Raw genomic sequence first — 17,322 nt, 5'->3', positions numbered from 1 at the left:
CATGTTAATATTATCATTAGTTCCACCGTAAGTGTAAGTCACATAAATAAACGCTTTAGCCAATGCATCATTTTCAGACAATACAACAGGGAAACTGGTCAAAGCATATTTGGTAGTACCAGTAGCATAGGAACCATTGGTTAAAATAACAATATCACCAGTAACAGTAGCAGTATAGAAAGACTCTAAACTTGTATCATTATAAGTATCCTTACCAAGGTAACCGTTATACAATACAGTAGCATCATAAGAAGTTTCATTCAATACGAATCCTTTAAACAAGACTTGAGCTTGGTAATTTACAGTATCATAATTTCCGGAGCCATCATATTTCATATGGTCAGTCATAGGCCTGATAGTTGGATCAACCAAAGTCAAGGTGTTTTCTCCATCAGCCAAATCAGCTTCAGTAGAATTTACAACAGTACCATTAGCCAATAAATTAATGACATATTTACCAGCCTTATTAGCAGTGATAGTAACTGTCAATTTATTACCAAAGCCAGGATAAACAACATCTTTAGAATTATCAGCGACTTTGAAAGTGGAAATAGCAGCTGAATTTATAACAGATTTTCCGGTCAATACTGAAAGAACACTTTTATAAGAAGATCCGTAGGAACCTTGACCAGGAATTACATTCAATTCATTGTTTTGACCGTTTTTGAAATAATTAGTTACATTCCATTCATTATATTGATAATAATTACCGGATTTATGTTTGGAATCTGTTAAAAATTCATTATTGAATTTATAAGTTCCATCAACTGATGAAAGAGCAATATTAATCAGATTTGATTCAAACACATTATTAAATGATAAAGTGTTAAAAGGAATAGTTATATTGGAATTAGTCCAAATTTGATTATCATCAATTAAATAATTGATTACATCATCATCTCCATCATCATAAGCTAAAACTAATCCGATTAGTTTTATCCTACCGTCAAATGACTTATTTTCCATCTTAAATGTATCGACTTTAATCTTTAAATTACTTCCATTTAATCCTTGAACTAAACTGGTTACATCATAATGAACCATGAAATCGGAATAGCATTTGGTAGTATGATTATTTACTTTGTAAACAGTACCGTCAGCTGAACCGTCTTCAGTCCATAAAGATTCAGAGTAACTTTCATTTCCATTAGCGGTTGAAATACTTACATTTGCATTTGCACCATGAGTATTTTTTGCACTACCACTATAAACATTCACATAAACATCAGCACTTTTAATTGTCTTAGCATCGGCAGGAATATCATAACTTAATTCTCCACTTGTAGTCCATGGATTTTCAGTTGTAACATCCACATCTCCTGAAACAGTACCTGAAACTTGTTCAGAATCCCCAATTACTGTTTCATCGTCAGTTGTAGAGATAGCATCGTCCACATCCTGAGCGGATATGGCGCTGACACTAATAACAATTATGAAAACCAAAAATATTGAAAATATTAAACTCTTACTTTTCATAATCTCACTCAATTACATTTCTCTTGAGTATTCAGTAATAATAAAAATAATATAAATTATATTACTAAAAATACTATTATATTATTATAAAGTAATACTCTTATAAAACTTTTTATTTGCTCTAAAAAAGAGAAAACTATATATTAAAGTAAAGTTTTTTTAAAAAAAAGTAATAATTATTTAAAAAAAAGAGGAAAAAAGTAATACTAATGGAGCAAATCCAAAAGTAAAAAGTATTACTTATTAACCTTCCACCATAATCAACTTGCCCGTTGAAGGATCTTTATAGACTTTACCCATTTCCATATAACCCTGACCAGAACTGTTTGAAGATTCCGGAGTTTCATTCAATGTCTGTCCTTCACTGACTTCCGTTACATCAGGTGAAGACTGCTCAATAGCTTTCTGCGGATTTTGATTATCCTGGAAAACCACACTCTGCATATTCCAACTTATAACAACGAAAATCAATAAGCCAACTGCAATAACAAGCATTGCATCTACAAGATTCGAAGTTCCAGCCATCGGGTCCTCTTCACCTTCTGAAAATCGTTTTTTAGATTTATCTCGAACCATCACCAAAACCTCTTATTGATTTAACTTATCAAGCAATGCATCTGCAAGCGCATCCAAATTGGACAAGTACTCTTCATACCATCTGCGCCTTACTTTAGATACAAAATAAGCTACAGCTCCAGCACCAATACCTACAACAGTTGTATCAAAAGCAACAATAATAGCATTAGCCAACGTATTTACATCACCAGCTCCCAATGCAGCAAGACCCGGACCCATAGGAATTAATGTACCCATCAAACCCAATGTAGGTCCTATACGCGTGACAACATCGGTTCTTTCGATTGACTTTGCAAATTTATTTTCTTCAAATTCAACCAGTTTCTTAGCAAGTGCATGTCTTGACTCTGGAGTTAGGGAATTTGCACGTAAAATCTTAATTAAAACAACTTTTTGAGATTCATAAATTTTAGCGTTTTTAATAACGTTTTTTATTTCATCCAAAGAAGTTGCATTTGATATTGAATAAATCAATTCTTCAATCAGCTCGGGAGTGATTTTCTTTCTTGAAGTATACTCAGAAATCAATCCTCCGATTGCAAGTACTGCAAAGACTGCAAAAACCACCAGAAATATGATTACAGGAATCTGCAGACTTTGTGAAATCATATTCAATGTTGATGTTAATATTTCACTTCCAGGAATTGTAGTTACCATTAAATCACCTAATTAAAATTACTGTTTCTCCTAGAGATTATTCCGCCGATAGCCACTATAACAAGCACCAATACTAAAGCTCCAATCAGAGAATATGGAGATGATATTGATATTGCTTCCATTGGATTTTGAATCATTGCAGTAATATTCGGCAAGAACAATGCAGACAATAGGAAGTAAATTCCCAAAAAGAACATGAAATTGCCCAATACTATTGGATAAGGCTTATTAATGAATTTTACGAGGTAATTTGATGCGTAATAAGTTACAACAATTGTTAAAACTAACGCCAAAGCTACGATTACACTTAAATTCATCAACCCTAAACCTACAGTAGGCGCTACAAGCATTATACTCACAATAATAGAACCAAAACAACAAGGACATGGAGCAACGACCGCCATACAAGTGGCTGCAGTGGTATTTTTTTCAAATACCTTATACTCCCTTATTGTAAATATTCCCGCTAAAATCATGATTATCGCCATAATCAGGAAAAATTCAAAGTTATAAGTATAAATCAAATCAGTGATTTGATCTGTGAAGAATGAAGAAATTTCTGTGAGTACTAAAACTCCCCCACCATATCCTATTGACACCAATGCCAAATACTTTTTTGACATGTTCGCAAGGCCTGTAGCAAGGCCCAATTTGACTCCAAAAATTAAAACCGCTGACAATATCCCAAGTTGCCATAAAATATTAATTGCATCCATTAAAACACCTACTATCTTTCATTAAATAGCTTATCTAAATCTTGAACTTTATCTTTATTATCATTATTTCTAAAGTATCCAACAGCCACAACCATAATCAAGCATAAAATAGCCAATACAGCTACTATTGACAATCCTACTTCACTTGCTGATTGAGAGGATATTGGATTTATTTCAACTGCTTTCTTGACATCTGCTCCCTCTGCAGATGAACTTCCAGCCTGAACTGATTCACTTCCAGCACCAACATTTGAAAAGGCATCACCCTGAGCATTGCTTCCGCTTTGAGCAGTAGTTTGAGTGGTTGTGGAGCTGGAATTTGTTTTAATAGTAGAAGATGAAGTTGATCCCTTTACAGGATTTTGAGTTGAAGCTTCCTTCGGATTATCTTTTATATCAGTTTCAGGCGGCTGAGTTGATTGAGTATTATTCTTAAATACCGGATTTTTGGTTGCTTCATATAATTTAGGAAGCAGTTGTGCTAAAATATCCGGATTGACATATTGGACAGCCCATTGCATCATTGCAATATTACCGCAACTGCAATCACAACAGGCCACACCATTTTGAACAGTTGCTTGAGCCCATGTATTAGCTATATCGCTAATTGTAGCCTTATCTGCCTTCCAATAACCATCATGGATTGTTGTAAGCATTGTTCCACTCATGGAAATAAGTGAATATGCATTGTTTCCACTCATTAGCCAATCTTTAACTCCAATATTGTATTTATCATTGTAATAAGTATTGTAAATTCTATTCCACAAGTCATTTGATACGGCTGATGGTCTTGTTACCTGCCATCCATGCAAATTACTTACAAACTTATTTGACATGTAACGAGCACCGCTGTAACCCTCTTTCATCATTCCTTTAATCCAGTCAGGATTATCATATCTTGCGGCGATTTCCTTATACATTACTTCCTCCAAAGATGAAATGTATGCATTGTTTTTATCTGAATACATCAATACATTGAATTTAGGAGCTTTTCCGGAAATATTTTCTACAGTCATTGACAAACCTCCCCAATAATCAAAGAAGTCGTCGTTGTCGAGTACACCGTATTGGTTGGTATTACGACTGGCCACAATTGTGTCTGAGTTTGACAGAGCCCTCAGGAATACCAATGGGTTTGTATCTCCCCAATAATTTTTTGAATACATGTTACCCATTCTTCCAAGGTAAAAGTCTGCAAGTTCACTAGTATCGTTCCATGTCCATGACATTGATACTAATTTTGATATTCCGGCACCATAATCACCATTTGGAGGTGCAAATATTCTTGTTATTGCACATTCGCCTGCATAAGTTGCATTATAGCCCTGACTTAAATAGAATAAAGTATCTTCAATCCAGTGCTGTGCCACATAATTGGAATCCAATGGCTCATTATAAATACCATAATAGCTGATACTTTGCATTACACCTTCAAGAGCCTCGCGCAATTGATTACCATTTTTAGAGTTCATTAATGCATTATTATTAATCAATGTCAGATAGGACCTTGCAAGCGCAACACGGTAAGCATTATCCATAAGAATTGATTGAGATGAGTATAAATCCCTGAATAAACCACTAGTTATTACAGTCACGTCAATTCTTTTTTTGGCCCAACCGGCAGGACGGGTCAAATCATCCAGTTTAATAACTTCAGGCATTGCACCCACTTTTTTACCTGTCGGATTTCCTTCATCGTCATAACCCGCACTTGATGAATCTGTCCAGACAGGTTTCATACCCAACAAGTAAAGAACGGTTGAAACCAACGCTCCGTCATCTCTTGCGGTTTCTACACACCAGATACCCATGATAATCTTCTCTGTTGTGTCATTTAAATCAGCAAGTGTTAATAAAGCCAAATTTTTCGCATATTCCCATGCATCCATTGTCGGAAGCTCAGATGATTGGTCCTGGAACATGTTTTTACCTGTCGGAAGAATTGCAGGTTTTATTACAAGTTCTCCACCTTCACCAACTGGAACATATCTGCCGTTTAATCCGTCGAGCATTGCATCCAATTCGTTTGAAACACTGAAATTGATAAGGCCTATATACTTTTTAGCCAATTCAAGGCAGGCAAAAAATGTAGGATTGTTGAATTTTTGATTTTGACTTATTAACAGGCTATTGACCGTGTCTACATCCCAGTAAATCAGTGCCTTTACAATATCATAGGATTTGTTTAAAATAAATTCCCTTTCAAATGCGGATAGCTGGCTATATCCTTTTGAATAATAGTAGCTTGAAAGTTCACTGAATAAATTTAAAACACCCTGATTATTATCAAGAACATAATCATAAGACAACATTGCTGAAACTGTGCTTGCCAAGTCCTGTTCACTCCAGGACTGACCCAATGCATGAAGCCCCAATGGATACAAGGTAGACTGCATCTCCACTAAAAACTTATTTACCTTCTCAACAAGTAAGGTATCAGAGATATTCATTACTTCTCCTTTTGAAAGGCCCAAATTAGTGTAGTAATCATTTTTTATAATTAGATTGCGCAATTCACTAGCAGTACGAACATTTGGATTAGCAGAATATTCCTTAACCAGACTAGCCGCAACGGTCAAGTTACCATATAAATGGGTGTAAGACATTGGAGAAGTCAAATGTGAAATGATAACTGCAAAACCTCTTCTTTTTGCCTGAATAGCTTCAGCCAAACCATCTGCAATATAGAAGTACAGTTGCGGGACATCACCTACCACAACTGATCCGTAATCAGTGGATGATAGTAAAATTTCCTTTCCAGGAAGCCATTCATGTGTAGCGTGCCTTCCGACGAAAATCATTGCATTGTGGTATTTGGTCTGCATATAGTAGTAAGCCGCCAGATACTGATGGGTTGGAGCTACTGCAGTACAGTGATATAAGTTTTCAATGTCAGATTCCCATCCCCTTTGAGGTTCAGGGGCGATAAATACATTTCCATAAGTTAAGCCAGGTATGACAAAATAATCAACTCCGTTTCTATTAACAACCATTACATTGCCCGGAGCATTACCCCAACCGTTTAATCCGGAAATATTTAACTTTTTGAATTCTTCAAAGTACCTTAAGAACAGCTTATAATATTTTGCATCCTGAGTCTTTGTATAATTTTTTAAGCTTGATACGATATTGTTTAAAACGCTTTTAGACTTATCGGCATTTTCCTCTGGAAGCAGGGCAACAACCTGATTGTACCAATCATCAATTGTATCTGCGATTGTTACTGTGTAGTTTAGCTCAACTGAACGTCTTGAAAGCTCGCCTATGTAAGCAACAGGCCCTTCAGTGACCTGTATTTTAACAATTTCATCCAATGAATTGAACCATTTGGTATATTCTTTAACCGGCAGTAATGTAACGCCTGACTGGTTAGCCAATTTTTCAAGCTCTCCCGGTGCCCAGGTAGCTACATTAATACCGCACTTAAGCATTAAATCTTCAAGTTCAGAAACATTAGCTGGCAACTCGCCAACATCATATCCGGCATTTTTTAAAGTTATCAGCATGTTGTAAATACTGGTTATTGTATCCAGGTAACTTGAACCGATATTCTGTTTTCCAGGAGGATAATTGTAATAGATTATTGAGATTAGCTTATCGATATTTGAAGTGTATTTTAAATCAACCCAGGAATCTATTCTGTCAGCCAGCAAATCAATGTTTCTGGCGTGAGGTATGTAGGTAGTAATCTGAGCTCCTGTCCTGCTGGAAATGTACTTTGATTGACCGCCAACAAATGTTGCATCAATTATTCCCTGAGTTTCGGCAATGGTAATGTGCCACCATTTGTCACTTTTTTCTGTTGTAAGACCGGTAGATCCCAATTCCCACATCTCATTGGAAACATAATCAGAGTGTACTGCCCTGAATACAGGCACGCCCACCTGTTCAAAGAAGTTTGTAGCATTGGAAAAATTCTGACCCCCAACACCATAAGCAACCATGGACACTATTGCATCCACATAAATATCATAATTGGATGAATTTCTTAAAAATCCGGAATAGTCAGTCTTTGCACTGGTCCAGGATTCAATCATCACTTTCAATTGTTCAGCAGACCCCCCTGCAGCAAAGATAGGGATTACATTATATCCTCTTGATTCCAATGATTCGATAATGTTGTAGCATGGATGCAATTGCTGAGATTCAACATACATTGTACTTTCCAATATTCCGACAGTTCTGGAATTATTCGGATTGAAAAATTCTGCAATATACTCTTCAAGGGAATACCATCTGTCCCTATAAATTCCATACTGTTTTACTCCTGTAAATGTCGGTGCATTGACTTCAAAAGATGTGCCTAAAAAGTTTAATGCGTATAATATTTGATTTTTAAGATTTTCTTTATCGTTTATATCCTTATAAAGAACCATCTGATTGAACAGTGGGTCAAATTTTGTAGCGCTCCTGTCAATGTAATTATAAACATCAGTATAGTATTTGCCTCTTTTTGTGTTTTCAAAATATGAAATCAATTCCTGGTCTGAAAATGATGCGAAAATCTTTTGATAATTTATTGTATTGTTTCTGATTAAACCTATTGAACTGGAACCGGAGTTCATTTTGCCTGAAGGCGGTTCCAATATAAGAAACAATTCCTTATTTGACAATTCAGGATATTTACCCAAAACATTTGTTAAAACTGAATCTACATCACTACTTATCCATTCACCGACAAATCCGTCGCTGGAAGAAAGAAGACTTATTAATTCAAAATCACTCATTTCCTTTATCTGTTCACCGCTGCGAACAACCAAATTAATATTACTTAAATTTTGGGAACTGCTTAATTCACTGCTAGCTTTATCCAAAATATTAGTCCCTGGATTGTCGCTTACAATAAATAAAGTAATATTTTGAGATTTGGATGAATCTACACTCATCAGATTATCGTTGCCAACCGATTCTTCAATATTATCATTTAATAATGCATTATCATCACTTGAAATAGGCAAATCATCTGAAGTGGAATTATCCAATGCAAATGAATAAGGAATGATAAAAATCGTTATTAATAAAATTAATACGCAAAAATACTTTTTATTTTTTAAACAAAACATAATATTACCCACTGTTAATATAAAAACTATTTTTAATTATTACTTTTAATATTAATAAATATATTTAAAGTATTACTTATTTCACAAATATCGAAAAAAAGTATTACTATTGAAAAAAAGTTAAACCCCATAAAAAAAGCCAATTAATAAAAATATTTATACTCACAAACACAATATATATTTATAATAGGTAAAGGGTATAATATGAAAGTAGGAAAAGGTATTGTAAAAAAATATTCAAGGGAATATCATAGAACTTTGAAAAACGGTGAGAGAAAGAAATACACAACAGAACAAATTCAAATCACCGTTCCTAAAAATGAAGACATTTACAATAACCAGGAAGAAGTATTAATCATACCCCAAAGCGAAATTGAAACCTTTAAAAGTAGAGAGGAAGAAAGTGAATCTTTAAAAATAGCTAATTATTTGTATGTACAGGAAGTGAAAGAATTGAGAGATCAACTTGAAAATAACGTTAATCCATCTACTTTAGAATATAAAAAAGAAATTGAAGAGTTAAAAGCTGAAATTGCTGCAAAAAATGATGCCATAACTGAAATTGAAAACAAATACAATACCTTAAACGAAAACAATATTGACAATTTGAAAAAAGAGAATGAAAACATCAGAGACAAACATTCAAAATTAATTATAGAAAATGAAAATCTCAAAACCAAATTCGTCAATATGAAAACCGAAAATGAGAATCTCAAAACCAAGTATTCAAGCATTAAAGAAGAAAACAAAAACCTGAAAAGCAAATGTTCCAACTTAAAAGAAGAGCATCAAAACATCAAGAGCAGCTATGATAAGATCACTTCCAAATATGATCAGCTAAAGCATGAAAATCTCAGTACAAAAACCAGTTACGCAGAGATTTATGAGCTTAATGAAGATTTAGAAAAAGATTACGATTCCCTACGTCTTGAATATAATGATTTAGTTGATAAATATAATGATTTACAAGAAGAAATCTATAACATAAAAACAAATAGAAGCCACGATGAATACATCGCCAATAAAGTTAAAGAATTTATTTTAAATGGTGGCAATTAAAGAGTCTTGTAATCATCCTGAAACTCAGGGTTCCATCTTTTCAAGCCAGGAATGAACATCGCAGTAATACCTGTTGCCTGTGTTTCCGCCAATCTAGGATTTTTTTCCATCATTTCTTTGGTTTTTCTTACAATCATTTCATTAAGAGTAATATCTGGCTCCGTATATTCACCATTCTGATAACAGTCTATACAAAATTCATCGTTTGGACTACCATCCTTGTTAGTACCGTAATCTTCCCTTACGATTGGTCTTCCACATGAATTACAAAATCCCATAATAAAAACTCCTTTTAAAAAAAAATAGTAGGTAAATTAGAATTAATCTAATTTACTAGTCGTCTTTCACTTCAATATTTTCATCTTCATCCATAGCAAGTCTCATGTTGTCTGGATCTGGGTCAAAGTGTTCTAAGAAGTCTTGTGCAGCTCTTCTTACATCTCTTGAACCGATTATGTATCTTCCTGCAATAATGATGTTTGCACCTTTACCGATTGCTTCTTCAACATTATTAGGTTTGATTCCTCCAGCAACAGCAATGAGACCTTTAGGACCAAGTGCAGCTTTAATATCTTTAATATTACCCCATTCGGTCATGTCGCTAGTGTCTTCACCATGTTCTGCCCTGTAGGTTTCCATATCCACATTTCTGTGTAATAAAACAATATCTGGTTTTAAGTCTTTAGGAAGTTTGGCTAATTTTTTCTCGAATTCAGCTACATTCATCATATCGAGGATAGAGTAAATACCTTGTTTTTGGGTTTCGTGAATAGCTTTAGCGATAGATTCTACAGTACCTAGACCGGAGATTGCAACTGCATCTGCAGTTTCATCTGCTGCCATTTTAACTTCTACACGACCAACATCCAAGGTTTTCAAGTCAGCAATAATGAATGCATCAGGACGTAATGCTCTGATTTTACCGATGATTCCGACACCGAATTTTTTAACGAGCGGAGTACCTGCTTCAAGTAAAATTCTGTCATTGTCAGGCAAATCGCTGATGATTCTTTCCATTGCAGCTTCATTATCAAGGTCAAGTGCAACTTGCAAGTATGGTGGTGACCAAAGTTTTTTGACTTTGAATCCCATGATTGGGTGAGTTCCACGGTCTTTTTCTGCAAGCACTTTGTCGATGGATGGATAGTTTTCCATAGCTCTTCTGATAGCTAACTTGGTTGCGCCGTAGTTATATTGATATATTTTTCTGAAATCTTTTGCAGAAGGATCAATAAATACGCTTACGTTAATAACGATATCTTCTACAATATCTTTTGGAATGTAACCGTCTTCAACTGCATCAGCTACTGCTCTTGCAACAGCGGTTTGTGCAGGTCCAAAGATTTTACTTGCATCTTCCAAATCTCCAACAGTTACTTTAGGAATAATTAAAGTAGCTGGTTTAGTCATTAAGTTTGGTCTGATTACACTTGTCAATGGAGTGTGTCCAACAGATAAATTGGATAATCCATTAGCAAAAGCTTGACCAACAGGTCCGAATTTATCACCGATTAATAAATCAACGTGAGCCAATTCAGGTCCATCTCCAATAAGAGCTTCTCCTATTCTGTACATTGGGTCCATTAAATTTCCTCCGTTATATAATAACATTTTATAATATGTTTTTATTTGTAAATATAATTATTGGAAGTTAATCCTTCTTGAAATGTCCTTAGGCAAAGGCAATTTTCTGAAAGGTTTTCCTTCACATTTGGCATTTATTTCATCTATCAATTCGTCGACTGTCATGTCAACTTTTTGTCCGGTTTCACGTACGGTCACTTGGAACTTGCCGGTTTCCATTTCTTTATCACCAACAACGAATATGTACGGAATCCATTCTTTAGATGCGTTTCTGATTTTTTTACCAACGCTTTCATCCCTGTCGTCAACGTCTACACGAATGTTTGAAGCATTGATTTTTGCATAGAGTTCATCTGCAAATTCTTTATGGGCTTCTCCAATAGTCAAGATTCTTGCTTGAATTGGGCTTAACCATGTTGGCAACATTGGAGATCTTTCATTAATTTCAATTGCGGTTTTTTCAAGCATTGCACATAAAACCCTTTCAATACTTCCGGTTGGTGAAGTGTGCAGGATTGTAGGATTATGCTGTTTGCCGTCTTCACCCAAATAGGTAATGTCGAATCTTTTACCACTTTCAACATCTATCTGTACGGTTGGGTTTTCAATCGGACGGCCTAATGCGTCAATGTTTGCCAAATCGATTTTACATACCCAGTAGTGGTGTCTTTCAGGCAGGATTTCTAAAAGAATTGGTTTATTGAATTTACTTGCAATTTCATACATCCATTCCTCATTTTCTTCAAAGAAGTCTTGGGTTGCTCTGAAAATTACTTCAAAGTCAAGGTCCAAATCCTTACCTGTTTGCATACACATATCAGTTTGTTGAGAAAATTCTTCTAAAGATGAAGGTACATCACAACAGAATGAATGACAATCAGGCATAGTGAATGCTCTTAATCTTTTAAGACCAACAACTTCACCTTTTTTCTCAAAACGGAAACTGTATCTGGTTAATTCGAAAATTTTGGCAGGGAAATTTTTCCATGTCAAATATGAATCGGACATTAATCTGAATGCACCGAAACAAGCCGCAAATCTAAGCATCAAATTCTTTTTGGTGTCGGTTCTGTACTGTCTTTCACCGAATTTGTAGGCATGTTCGTAAATAGCTTGATTGTCCAGGTCATAGAAAATTGGGGTTTCAACAGGCATTGCTCCACGATCTACAGTCAAATCATAAACATAATCTGAAAGCAAATCCCTGATTAATTTTCCTTTAGGATACCATCTGAGGTTTCCGACATCGGATGCTGGTTCATAATCGCAGATTTCCTTTTCCCTCATCAGTTTTACGTGAGGAGGTTCTCCTTCATCGGATGCGCCTTGTCCGAGCTCATAATCAACAAGCTGTTTGAAAGCCCTGTTTTCAAAGTTAAAGTCTTCAATTTGAGTAATTTTGTCTCCTTCAAGAATTTGCCACTTGGAAGGTTTTCTTTCAACTTTTTCATCTTCAACATCGGCAGTGATAGTTCTTGAAAGTTCGCTCAATGGGTGGCCTTTACAGGAAATCTCAAAGGCCTTATACCATCCGAAAGGTACTCTTTTAACATTTAAATTTTCAGCGAGCAAAGCTTCTTCAGTATCCTTTAAAATTTGAATAGCAACTTTTGGAGAACCTAATGAAGAAGATAAGTGAGCATATGGATATAAAACAATATTTTCCGCATTAACTTGTTCATTGGTTTTTATAACTTCGCTGACTAAATTTTTGACGATGCCTTCCGGATTATTTTCATCATCTTTTTCAACACTTGTAAATACCACTAAAGAATCGTCGAATGCACCTTGCATTTTAGCCTCGTCGATTTCTTCGGCAACAGGTGTTTTATTCTTTACATTGTAATTTAAATAATCAGAATGGATTAGTAAAATTCTCATTTAATCACCATATATTATGGTTTAAATTTTATTTTTAATATTATATAAAATGATTTATACAATAATTGTTTATAAAAAGAAGATGCAAATTACTAAATATGAGAATTATTTTAGCAGGGACTGGTAGTGCTGTTGGAAAAACCACAATATCTACCGGGATTATGAAAGCTTTAAGTGAAAAATACAATGTTCAACCATTTAAAGTTGGACCTGATTATATAGACCCGTCTTACCATACATTAGCTACCGGTAATGTATCCAGAAACTTGGATTCTTTTTTTATGGAATCCGGACAGGTGAGAGACTCCTATCTGAAAGCTATGGATGGAAAGGACATTGCTGTAATCGAAGGTGTTCGGGGACTTTATGAGGGAATCGATTCTGTCAACGATATCGGAAGTACAGCTTCAATAGCAAAATCCCTAAAGGCACCGGTTATCCTAATCATAAACTCAAGAAGTTTGGTCAAAAGCGCCGCAGCTTTGGTTTTGGGCTTTAAGGCATTGGATCCTGAAATAAATATTGCAGGAGTTATCCTGAACAAGGTTAAAAACAAGGCACACTACGAAAAAACAAAGAGATCAATTGAAGAAATAACAAAAACCGAAGTTATCGGAGGGATTATTCGTGATGATTCCATATCAATTGAAGAAAGGCATTTAGGCCTTGTTCCTGCTCGAGAAAAAGAAAATTCTCTCAAATTTATTGACATCTGGTCTGAAGTAATAAAGAATTCAATCGATTTGGACAGACTGGTGGAAATTGCAAAAGAAGCTCCGAAGATTACATCAAATATCGTTCCCATCTGGAATAAACTAAATAAGCAGAAAGTTAAAATCGGAGTGGCATATGATGAAGTGTTCAATTTTTATTATAAGGAAAATATTGAATCATTGGAAGCAAACAATGCTAAAATAGAATATTTTTCACCATTAAACGATGAAGGGTTGCCCGATGTAGACGGATTGTATATTGGAGGAGGATATCCCGAACTCTTTTCAAAAGAGCTTAGTGCAAATGAAAGAATGCTTCAAGAAATCCATACTTTCCACCTGGAAGATAGGCCTATTTTTGCCGAATGTGGTGGTTTAATGTATCTTATGAATTCCATCCACGAAGATAAAGTTGTAAATGTATATCCTTACAAGGCAATTCTAACAGATAGGGTGCAGGCACTGAAGTACACCATTGCCGAAGTCAAAGAGGACAACATCATATCCAAAAAAGGTGAAAAATTCCATGGCCATGAGTTCCATTATTCAAAGGTACTGGTTGATTCCACAAACATCGACCACAAACTGGCATTCGATATCCTAAGAGGAAAAGGCTCATACAACAACCAGGATGGATTCATATGCAGAAACACACTTGCAAGCTATGTTCACACACATGTGGCTGCAATGCCTGACTTTGGAGGAAACCTGACCATATCCGCCAAGGAACTTGAAGGATAATCATGAAACTTGAAAAAATTGATTTCTTTCAGCCTTTACTGGTAGTAATTGCAATACTCGTATTTTTAGCAATGGGCTATGTTGGATCATTCAACTACAGGTTTGAAGATCCGTTGAATCTGAATGTAATATTAACCATTATTTTTTCATGTGCAATATTTATAGCCGGAGCAGTTATCGTCAAATACAAAGTCAATGTGGAAGAAACCAAAAATCTTGATTTTCTCTCGGAAAAGCTGCTTGTCATTCTTGTAATAATCGCATTAATATTGCAGGCGCTGAATATGGTATTGATTGGAGGCATTCCTCTTTTCAACAGCGTTTTAAAGTCCAATGCAACAACCAACATCTGGAGAATAGCATATCCGCTATTCCTAATAATGATTAATCTGTTGCTTGCAAAGTATTACGATAAAAAATATCTGCTTTTGGTAATTATCGGTGCATTGATATTCGGATTAAACGGTTACAGAACATCAGTCCTTGGAATTTTAGGAAGCTCATTCATTACCCTTTACTACCTTAAAAAAACATCAAGAAAAATGGGCATTGTCTTCATTGCAATAATTACCATCGGAATGTTGGCAGTCGGATACATCGCATCACAGTCAATCGCAAACCAGCACTGGACTTTAAATCCTATAGAACTTGTTTTTTACAGAGCCGCATTCACATTGGAAGTATTTGAAAAGATAATACCATTGGGCGGAAGTACACATGGACACATATTAAGCATGATTTTCTCATCCGGAAGTCCCAGAACATTCATCGGCCAATATGTGCTGCATTATGACGTGTGCTTAACATCCACATTGTTTGGACCGGCATATCTTGATTTCGGATTGATCGGATTGACAATTCAGATGCTGTTTATGGGAGTGTTTCTGCAACTGACACACAAAATAAAAAAAGGAATAGGAGTAGGGATTTACTCCATTATACTTACACACACATTAATTTGGATAGAAACCGGACCAACAGACATAATGATTTGGTTCCTGTATCTTTTAGGATTAATTTTAATAATAATTAATTTTAATTATATTAAATTAAATAAAAATTAATACAATTAATATTATCAATGAAACAAAGAATATGAATGTTCCTTTAACAATAAAATCACTATTTCTATCTGCATAAAAGGACAAACCATAAGATAAAATTAAAGCAGTAAGCATTTCAATTAAACCTGAAATTCCAGCATCCATCTTCAAAAGATTGCCTGCAATGAATGAAAGGAGAAATGAAACAATAACAACCACAATAACCATTACTATCGGATTTTGAATCAGTACGAAAAATGGGGAATTACTGAAATTTGATCCCCGATTATAGTTATATAATGTTGTGTGGCCATAACCGCCACCTCTGGCAGTATTGACTCCCCTATTAAATAATGAAGAAATTCCTCCAGAGCGGTTATCACCAACTTCCCTGTAAAGACTGTTTTTGTAGACAACAGGATTCTGGTCTCTTCTTTGCATCAGATATTCCATGTCAGAAGCATCATAACTGTATTCCGGATATTCCTCATCAATATAAGCAGAAGCTCCGCCATCATATGGAGTGTTGTCAAGAGTTGTTTGGGAAGTTCTGTCCTGATATTTTTTGGCAAGTTCAAGCAGGTTATCCCTATCTACCAATTTAATGTTTTTTCGAAGCGCATAATTAGTTGCCTGACTTGAAAAATAAGAAGATGAAACAATAGTTACTTTAGATGCCTTTAAACTTTCTCCAACTTCTTCCATCTCTTTTAAAACATCCACTCCAATTTCAAAGTCTTTATCATAGTTTTTACATGCTACAACAACTCCAAAATCCCCAATAGTAGTTGGCAATATAGCATATATATCTATAACTTTCTGAGAGGTTTTAAAATTCTTATAAACCTTGAAACCAGAGTCCTCCATTACCTTAGCTATAAAATTAATCAGTTGTGGTTTTTCCAAATTTCCACCCGCATGTGTTTTTTCAAAAAAAATATACTAATATATTTTATTAATTAAATTATTATTAAAGTTTATCATATTTTGCAGAAAACATAAAACTACTTTAACAAGGTAATACCTTAATAAATATATGAAAGCATTAATAAGTAACGATGACGGAATAACTGCTTCAGGAATTCTTGCTGCTAAAAAGGCAGTCGAAAATTTATGTGATACATATGTAATAGCTCCAGAAACACAACAAAGTGGTATAGGACATGCATTAACTCTTTATGAACCATTGAGAGTAAATGAATATACCTTAAAAGACGGAAGTTTAGGCTATGGCGTAAGCGGAACACCGACCGATGCTGTGACCTTAGGATTATTTGAGATACTGGAAGAGCATCCAGACATCATGATTTCCGGAATAAATACCGGATATAATCTTGGACAGGCAGAGCTGACAACATCCGGAACATTGGGAGCTGCAATTGAAGCGGCAAGTTTTGGAATTCCAACAATCGCCATCTCACTGGAAGTTGCAAGGGACGACATCAAATTTGAAAACGGAGAAATTGAAATAGACTTTGACTTTGCAGGAAAAATGCTAAATAAACTGGCTAAAATTGTTCTTAAAAAAGGATTGCCTGAAGGAATCGACTTATTAAATGTTAATATACCTGCAAATCCAATAAATGAAGAATTTGAAGTTGTAAAATTAGGAAAAAGGATGTACATACCTAATATCGAGGAACGTTTGGATCCACGAGGAAAATCATATTACTGGATTGGCGGCGAGCCATATGATTTTGATGAACCTGGAACTGATGGTTATGAATTACGCAGGGGTCAAAAAACTACAATAACACCCTTAAAAATAGATTTGACAAATGATATGGATTCATTGAAAAAATGGTTAAAATAA

Annotated in this window: 13 protein-coding genes; 4 read left to right on the top strand and 9 right to left on the bottom strand. The window is 35.0% G+C overall.

What is annotated here, in order from left to right; all coding sequences use genetic code 11:
• From QZV68_RS04110 to QZV68_RS04090, 5 genes are all read right to left on the bottom strand, one after another.
• Nucleotides 1-1,476 (bottom strand): DUF3344 domain-containing protein (locus QZV68_RS04110; RefSeq protein ID WP_296878865.1); only part of this gene is annotated, 1,476 nt, incomplete at its 3' end.
• 243 nt (nt 1,477-1,719) lie between these two features.
• Nucleotides 1,720-2,052: a DUF2149 domain-containing protein gene (locus tag QZV68_RS04105; RefSeq protein WP_296878863.1), complete on the bottom strand. Its 333-nt coding sequence runs from the start codon at nt 2,050-2,052 to the stop codon at nt 1,720-1,722.
• A 12-nt stretch (nt 2,053-2,064) separates the two neighbouring features.
• Nucleotides 2,065-2,709, bottom strand: coding sequence for a MotA/TolQ/ExbB proton channel family protein (locus tag QZV68_RS04100; RefSeq protein WP_296878861.1), 645 nt, complete (start codon nt 2,707-2,709; stop codon nt 2,065-2,067).
• Between the two features lie 8 nt (nt 2,710-2,717).
• Nucleotides 2,718-3,425, bottom strand: a complete 708-nt coding sequence (locus QZV68_RS04095; RefSeq protein WP_296878859.1) for a DUF2162 domain-containing protein — start codon at nt 3,423-3,425, stop codon at nt 2,718-2,720.
• Nucleotides 3,426-3,436: 11 nt separating this feature from the next.
• Entirely contained in the window at nt 3,437-8,488 is a 5,052-nt protein-coding gene (locus QZV68_RS04090) for a cobaltochelatase subunit CobN (RefSeq protein WP_296878857.1), read from the bottom strand.
• 204 nt (nt 8,489-8,692) lie between these two features.
• On the opposite strand from QZV68_RS04090, the gene QZV68_RS04085 reads away from it, so the two are divergent.
• Nucleotides 8,693-9,547, top strand: coding sequence for a phosphoserine phosphatase (locus QZV68_RS04085; RefSeq protein ID WP_296878855.1), 855 nt, complete (start codon nt 8,693-8,695; stop codon nt 9,545-9,547).
• Here QZV68_RS04085 and QZV68_RS04080 read toward each other — a convergent pair.
• The 3 genes from QZV68_RS04080 to QZV68_RS04070 all read right to left on the bottom strand — a co-directional run bounded on the left by QZV68_RS04080 (nt 9,544) and on the right by QZV68_RS04070 (nt 13,012).
• The gene (locus QZV68_RS04080; protein WP_296878854.1) at nt 9,544-9,825 is read right to left on the bottom strand and encodes a zinc ribbon domain-containing protein; all 282 of its coding nucleotides are present in this window, start codon (nt 9,823-9,825) and stop codon (nt 9,544-9,546) included. The genes QZV68_RS04085 and QZV68_RS04080 overlap by 4 nt on opposite strands.
• Before the next feature lie 55 nt (nt 9,826-9,880).
• Nucleotides 9,881-11,122, bottom strand: coding sequence for a bifunctional 5,6,7,8-tetrahydromethanopterin hydro-lyase/3-hexulose-6-phosphate synthase (locus tag QZV68_RS04075; protein WP_296878867.1), 1,242 nt, complete (start codon nt 11,120-11,122; stop codon nt 9,881-9,883).
• A 66-nt stretch (nt 11,123-11,188) separates the two neighbouring features.
• Nucleotides 11,189-13,012 (bottom strand): threonine--tRNA ligase, encoded by a 1,824-nt coding sequence (locus tag QZV68_RS04070; RefSeq protein WP_296878852.1) that lies wholly within the window; start codon nt 13,010-13,012, stop codon nt 11,189-11,191.
• Nucleotides 13,013-13,110: 98 nt separating this feature from the next.
• Between QZV68_RS04070 and cfbB the strand changes: the two genes are divergently transcribed.
• Together cfbB and QZV68_RS04060 are read left to right on the top strand one after the other, a co-directional pair.
• Complete coding sequence (gene cfbB / locus QZV68_RS04065) at nt 13,111-14,466, top strand: Ni-sirohydrochlorin a,c-diamide synthase (RefSeq protein ID WP_296878850.1); 1,356 nt, start codon at nt 13,111-13,113, stop codon at nt 14,464-14,466.
• 2 nt (nt 14,467-14,468) lie between these two features.
• The gene (locus QZV68_RS04060) at nt 14,469-15,530 is read left to right on the top strand and encodes an oligosaccharide repeat unit polymerase family protein (RefSeq protein WP_296878848.1); all 1,062 of its coding nucleotides are present in this window, start codon (nt 14,469-14,471) and stop codon (nt 15,528-15,530) included.
• On the opposite strand, the gene QZV68_RS04055 is transcribed toward QZV68_RS04060, so the two are convergent.
• The gene (locus QZV68_RS04055; protein WP_296878846.1) at nt 15,516-16,415 is read right to left on the bottom strand and encodes a restriction endonuclease; all 900 of its coding nucleotides are present in this window, start codon (nt 16,413-16,415) and stop codon (nt 15,516-15,518) included. The genes QZV68_RS04060 and QZV68_RS04055 overlap by 15 nt on opposite strands.
• Before the next feature lie 130 nt (nt 16,416-16,545).
• Here QZV68_RS04055 and surE point away from each other — a divergent pair, with 130 nt between their 5' ends.
• A complete protein-coding gene (surE, locus tag QZV68_RS04050) occupies nt 16,546-17,322 on the top strand; it encodes a 5'/3'-nucleotidase SurE (protein WP_296878844.1) in 777 nt (258 codons plus the stop codon).

Source organism: uncultured Methanobrevibacter sp., assembly GCF_902801725.1.
GTDB lineage: Archaea > Methanobacteriota > Methanobacteria > Methanobacteriales > Methanobacteriaceae > Methanocatella.
Note: the sequence above shows the minus strand (reverse complement) of the source record. Positions and strands in the feature narration are given on the sequence as shown.

Coding starts and splice junctions, on each gene's coding strand:
- QZV68_RS04105 (WP_296878863.1), bottom strand. CDS start 2,052: ATGGTTCGAGATAAATCTAAAAAACGATTTTCAGAAGGTGAAGAGGAC.
- QZV68_RS04100 (WP_296878861.1), bottom strand. CDS start 2,709: ATGGTAACTACAATTCCTGGAAGTGAAATATTAACATCAACATTGAAT.
- QZV68_RS04095 (WP_296878859.1), bottom strand. CDS start 3,425: ATGGATGCAATTAATATTTTATGGCAACTTGGGATATTGTCAGCGGTT.
- QZV68_RS04090 (WP_296878857.1), bottom strand. CDS start 8,488: ATGTTTTGTTTAAAAAATAAAAAGTATTTTTGCGTATTAATTTTATTA.
- QZV68_RS04085 (WP_296878855.1), top strand. CDS start 8,693: ATGAAAGTAGGAAAAGGTATTGTAAAAAAATATTCAAGGGAATATCAT.
- QZV68_RS04080 (WP_296878854.1), bottom strand. CDS start 9,825: ATGGGATTTTGTAATTCATGTGGAAGACCAATCGTAAGGGAAGATTAC.
- QZV68_RS04075 (WP_296878867.1), bottom strand. CDS start 11,122: ATGTACAGAATAGGAGAAGCTCTTATTGGAGATGGACCTGAATTGGCT.
- QZV68_RS04070 (WP_296878852.1), bottom strand. CDS start 13,012: ATGAGAATTTTACTAATCCATTCTGATTATTTAAATTACAATGTAAAG.
- cfbB (WP_296878850.1), top strand. CDS start 13,111: ATGAGAATTATTTTAGCAGGGACTGGTAGTGCTGTTGGAAAAACCACA.
- QZV68_RS04060 (WP_296878848.1), top strand. CDS start 14,469: ATGAAACTTGAAAAAATTGATTTCTTTCAGCCTTTACTGGTAGTAATT.
- surE (WP_296878844.1), top strand. CDS start 16,546: ATGAAAGCATTAATAAGTAACGATGACGGAATAACTGCTTCAGGAATT.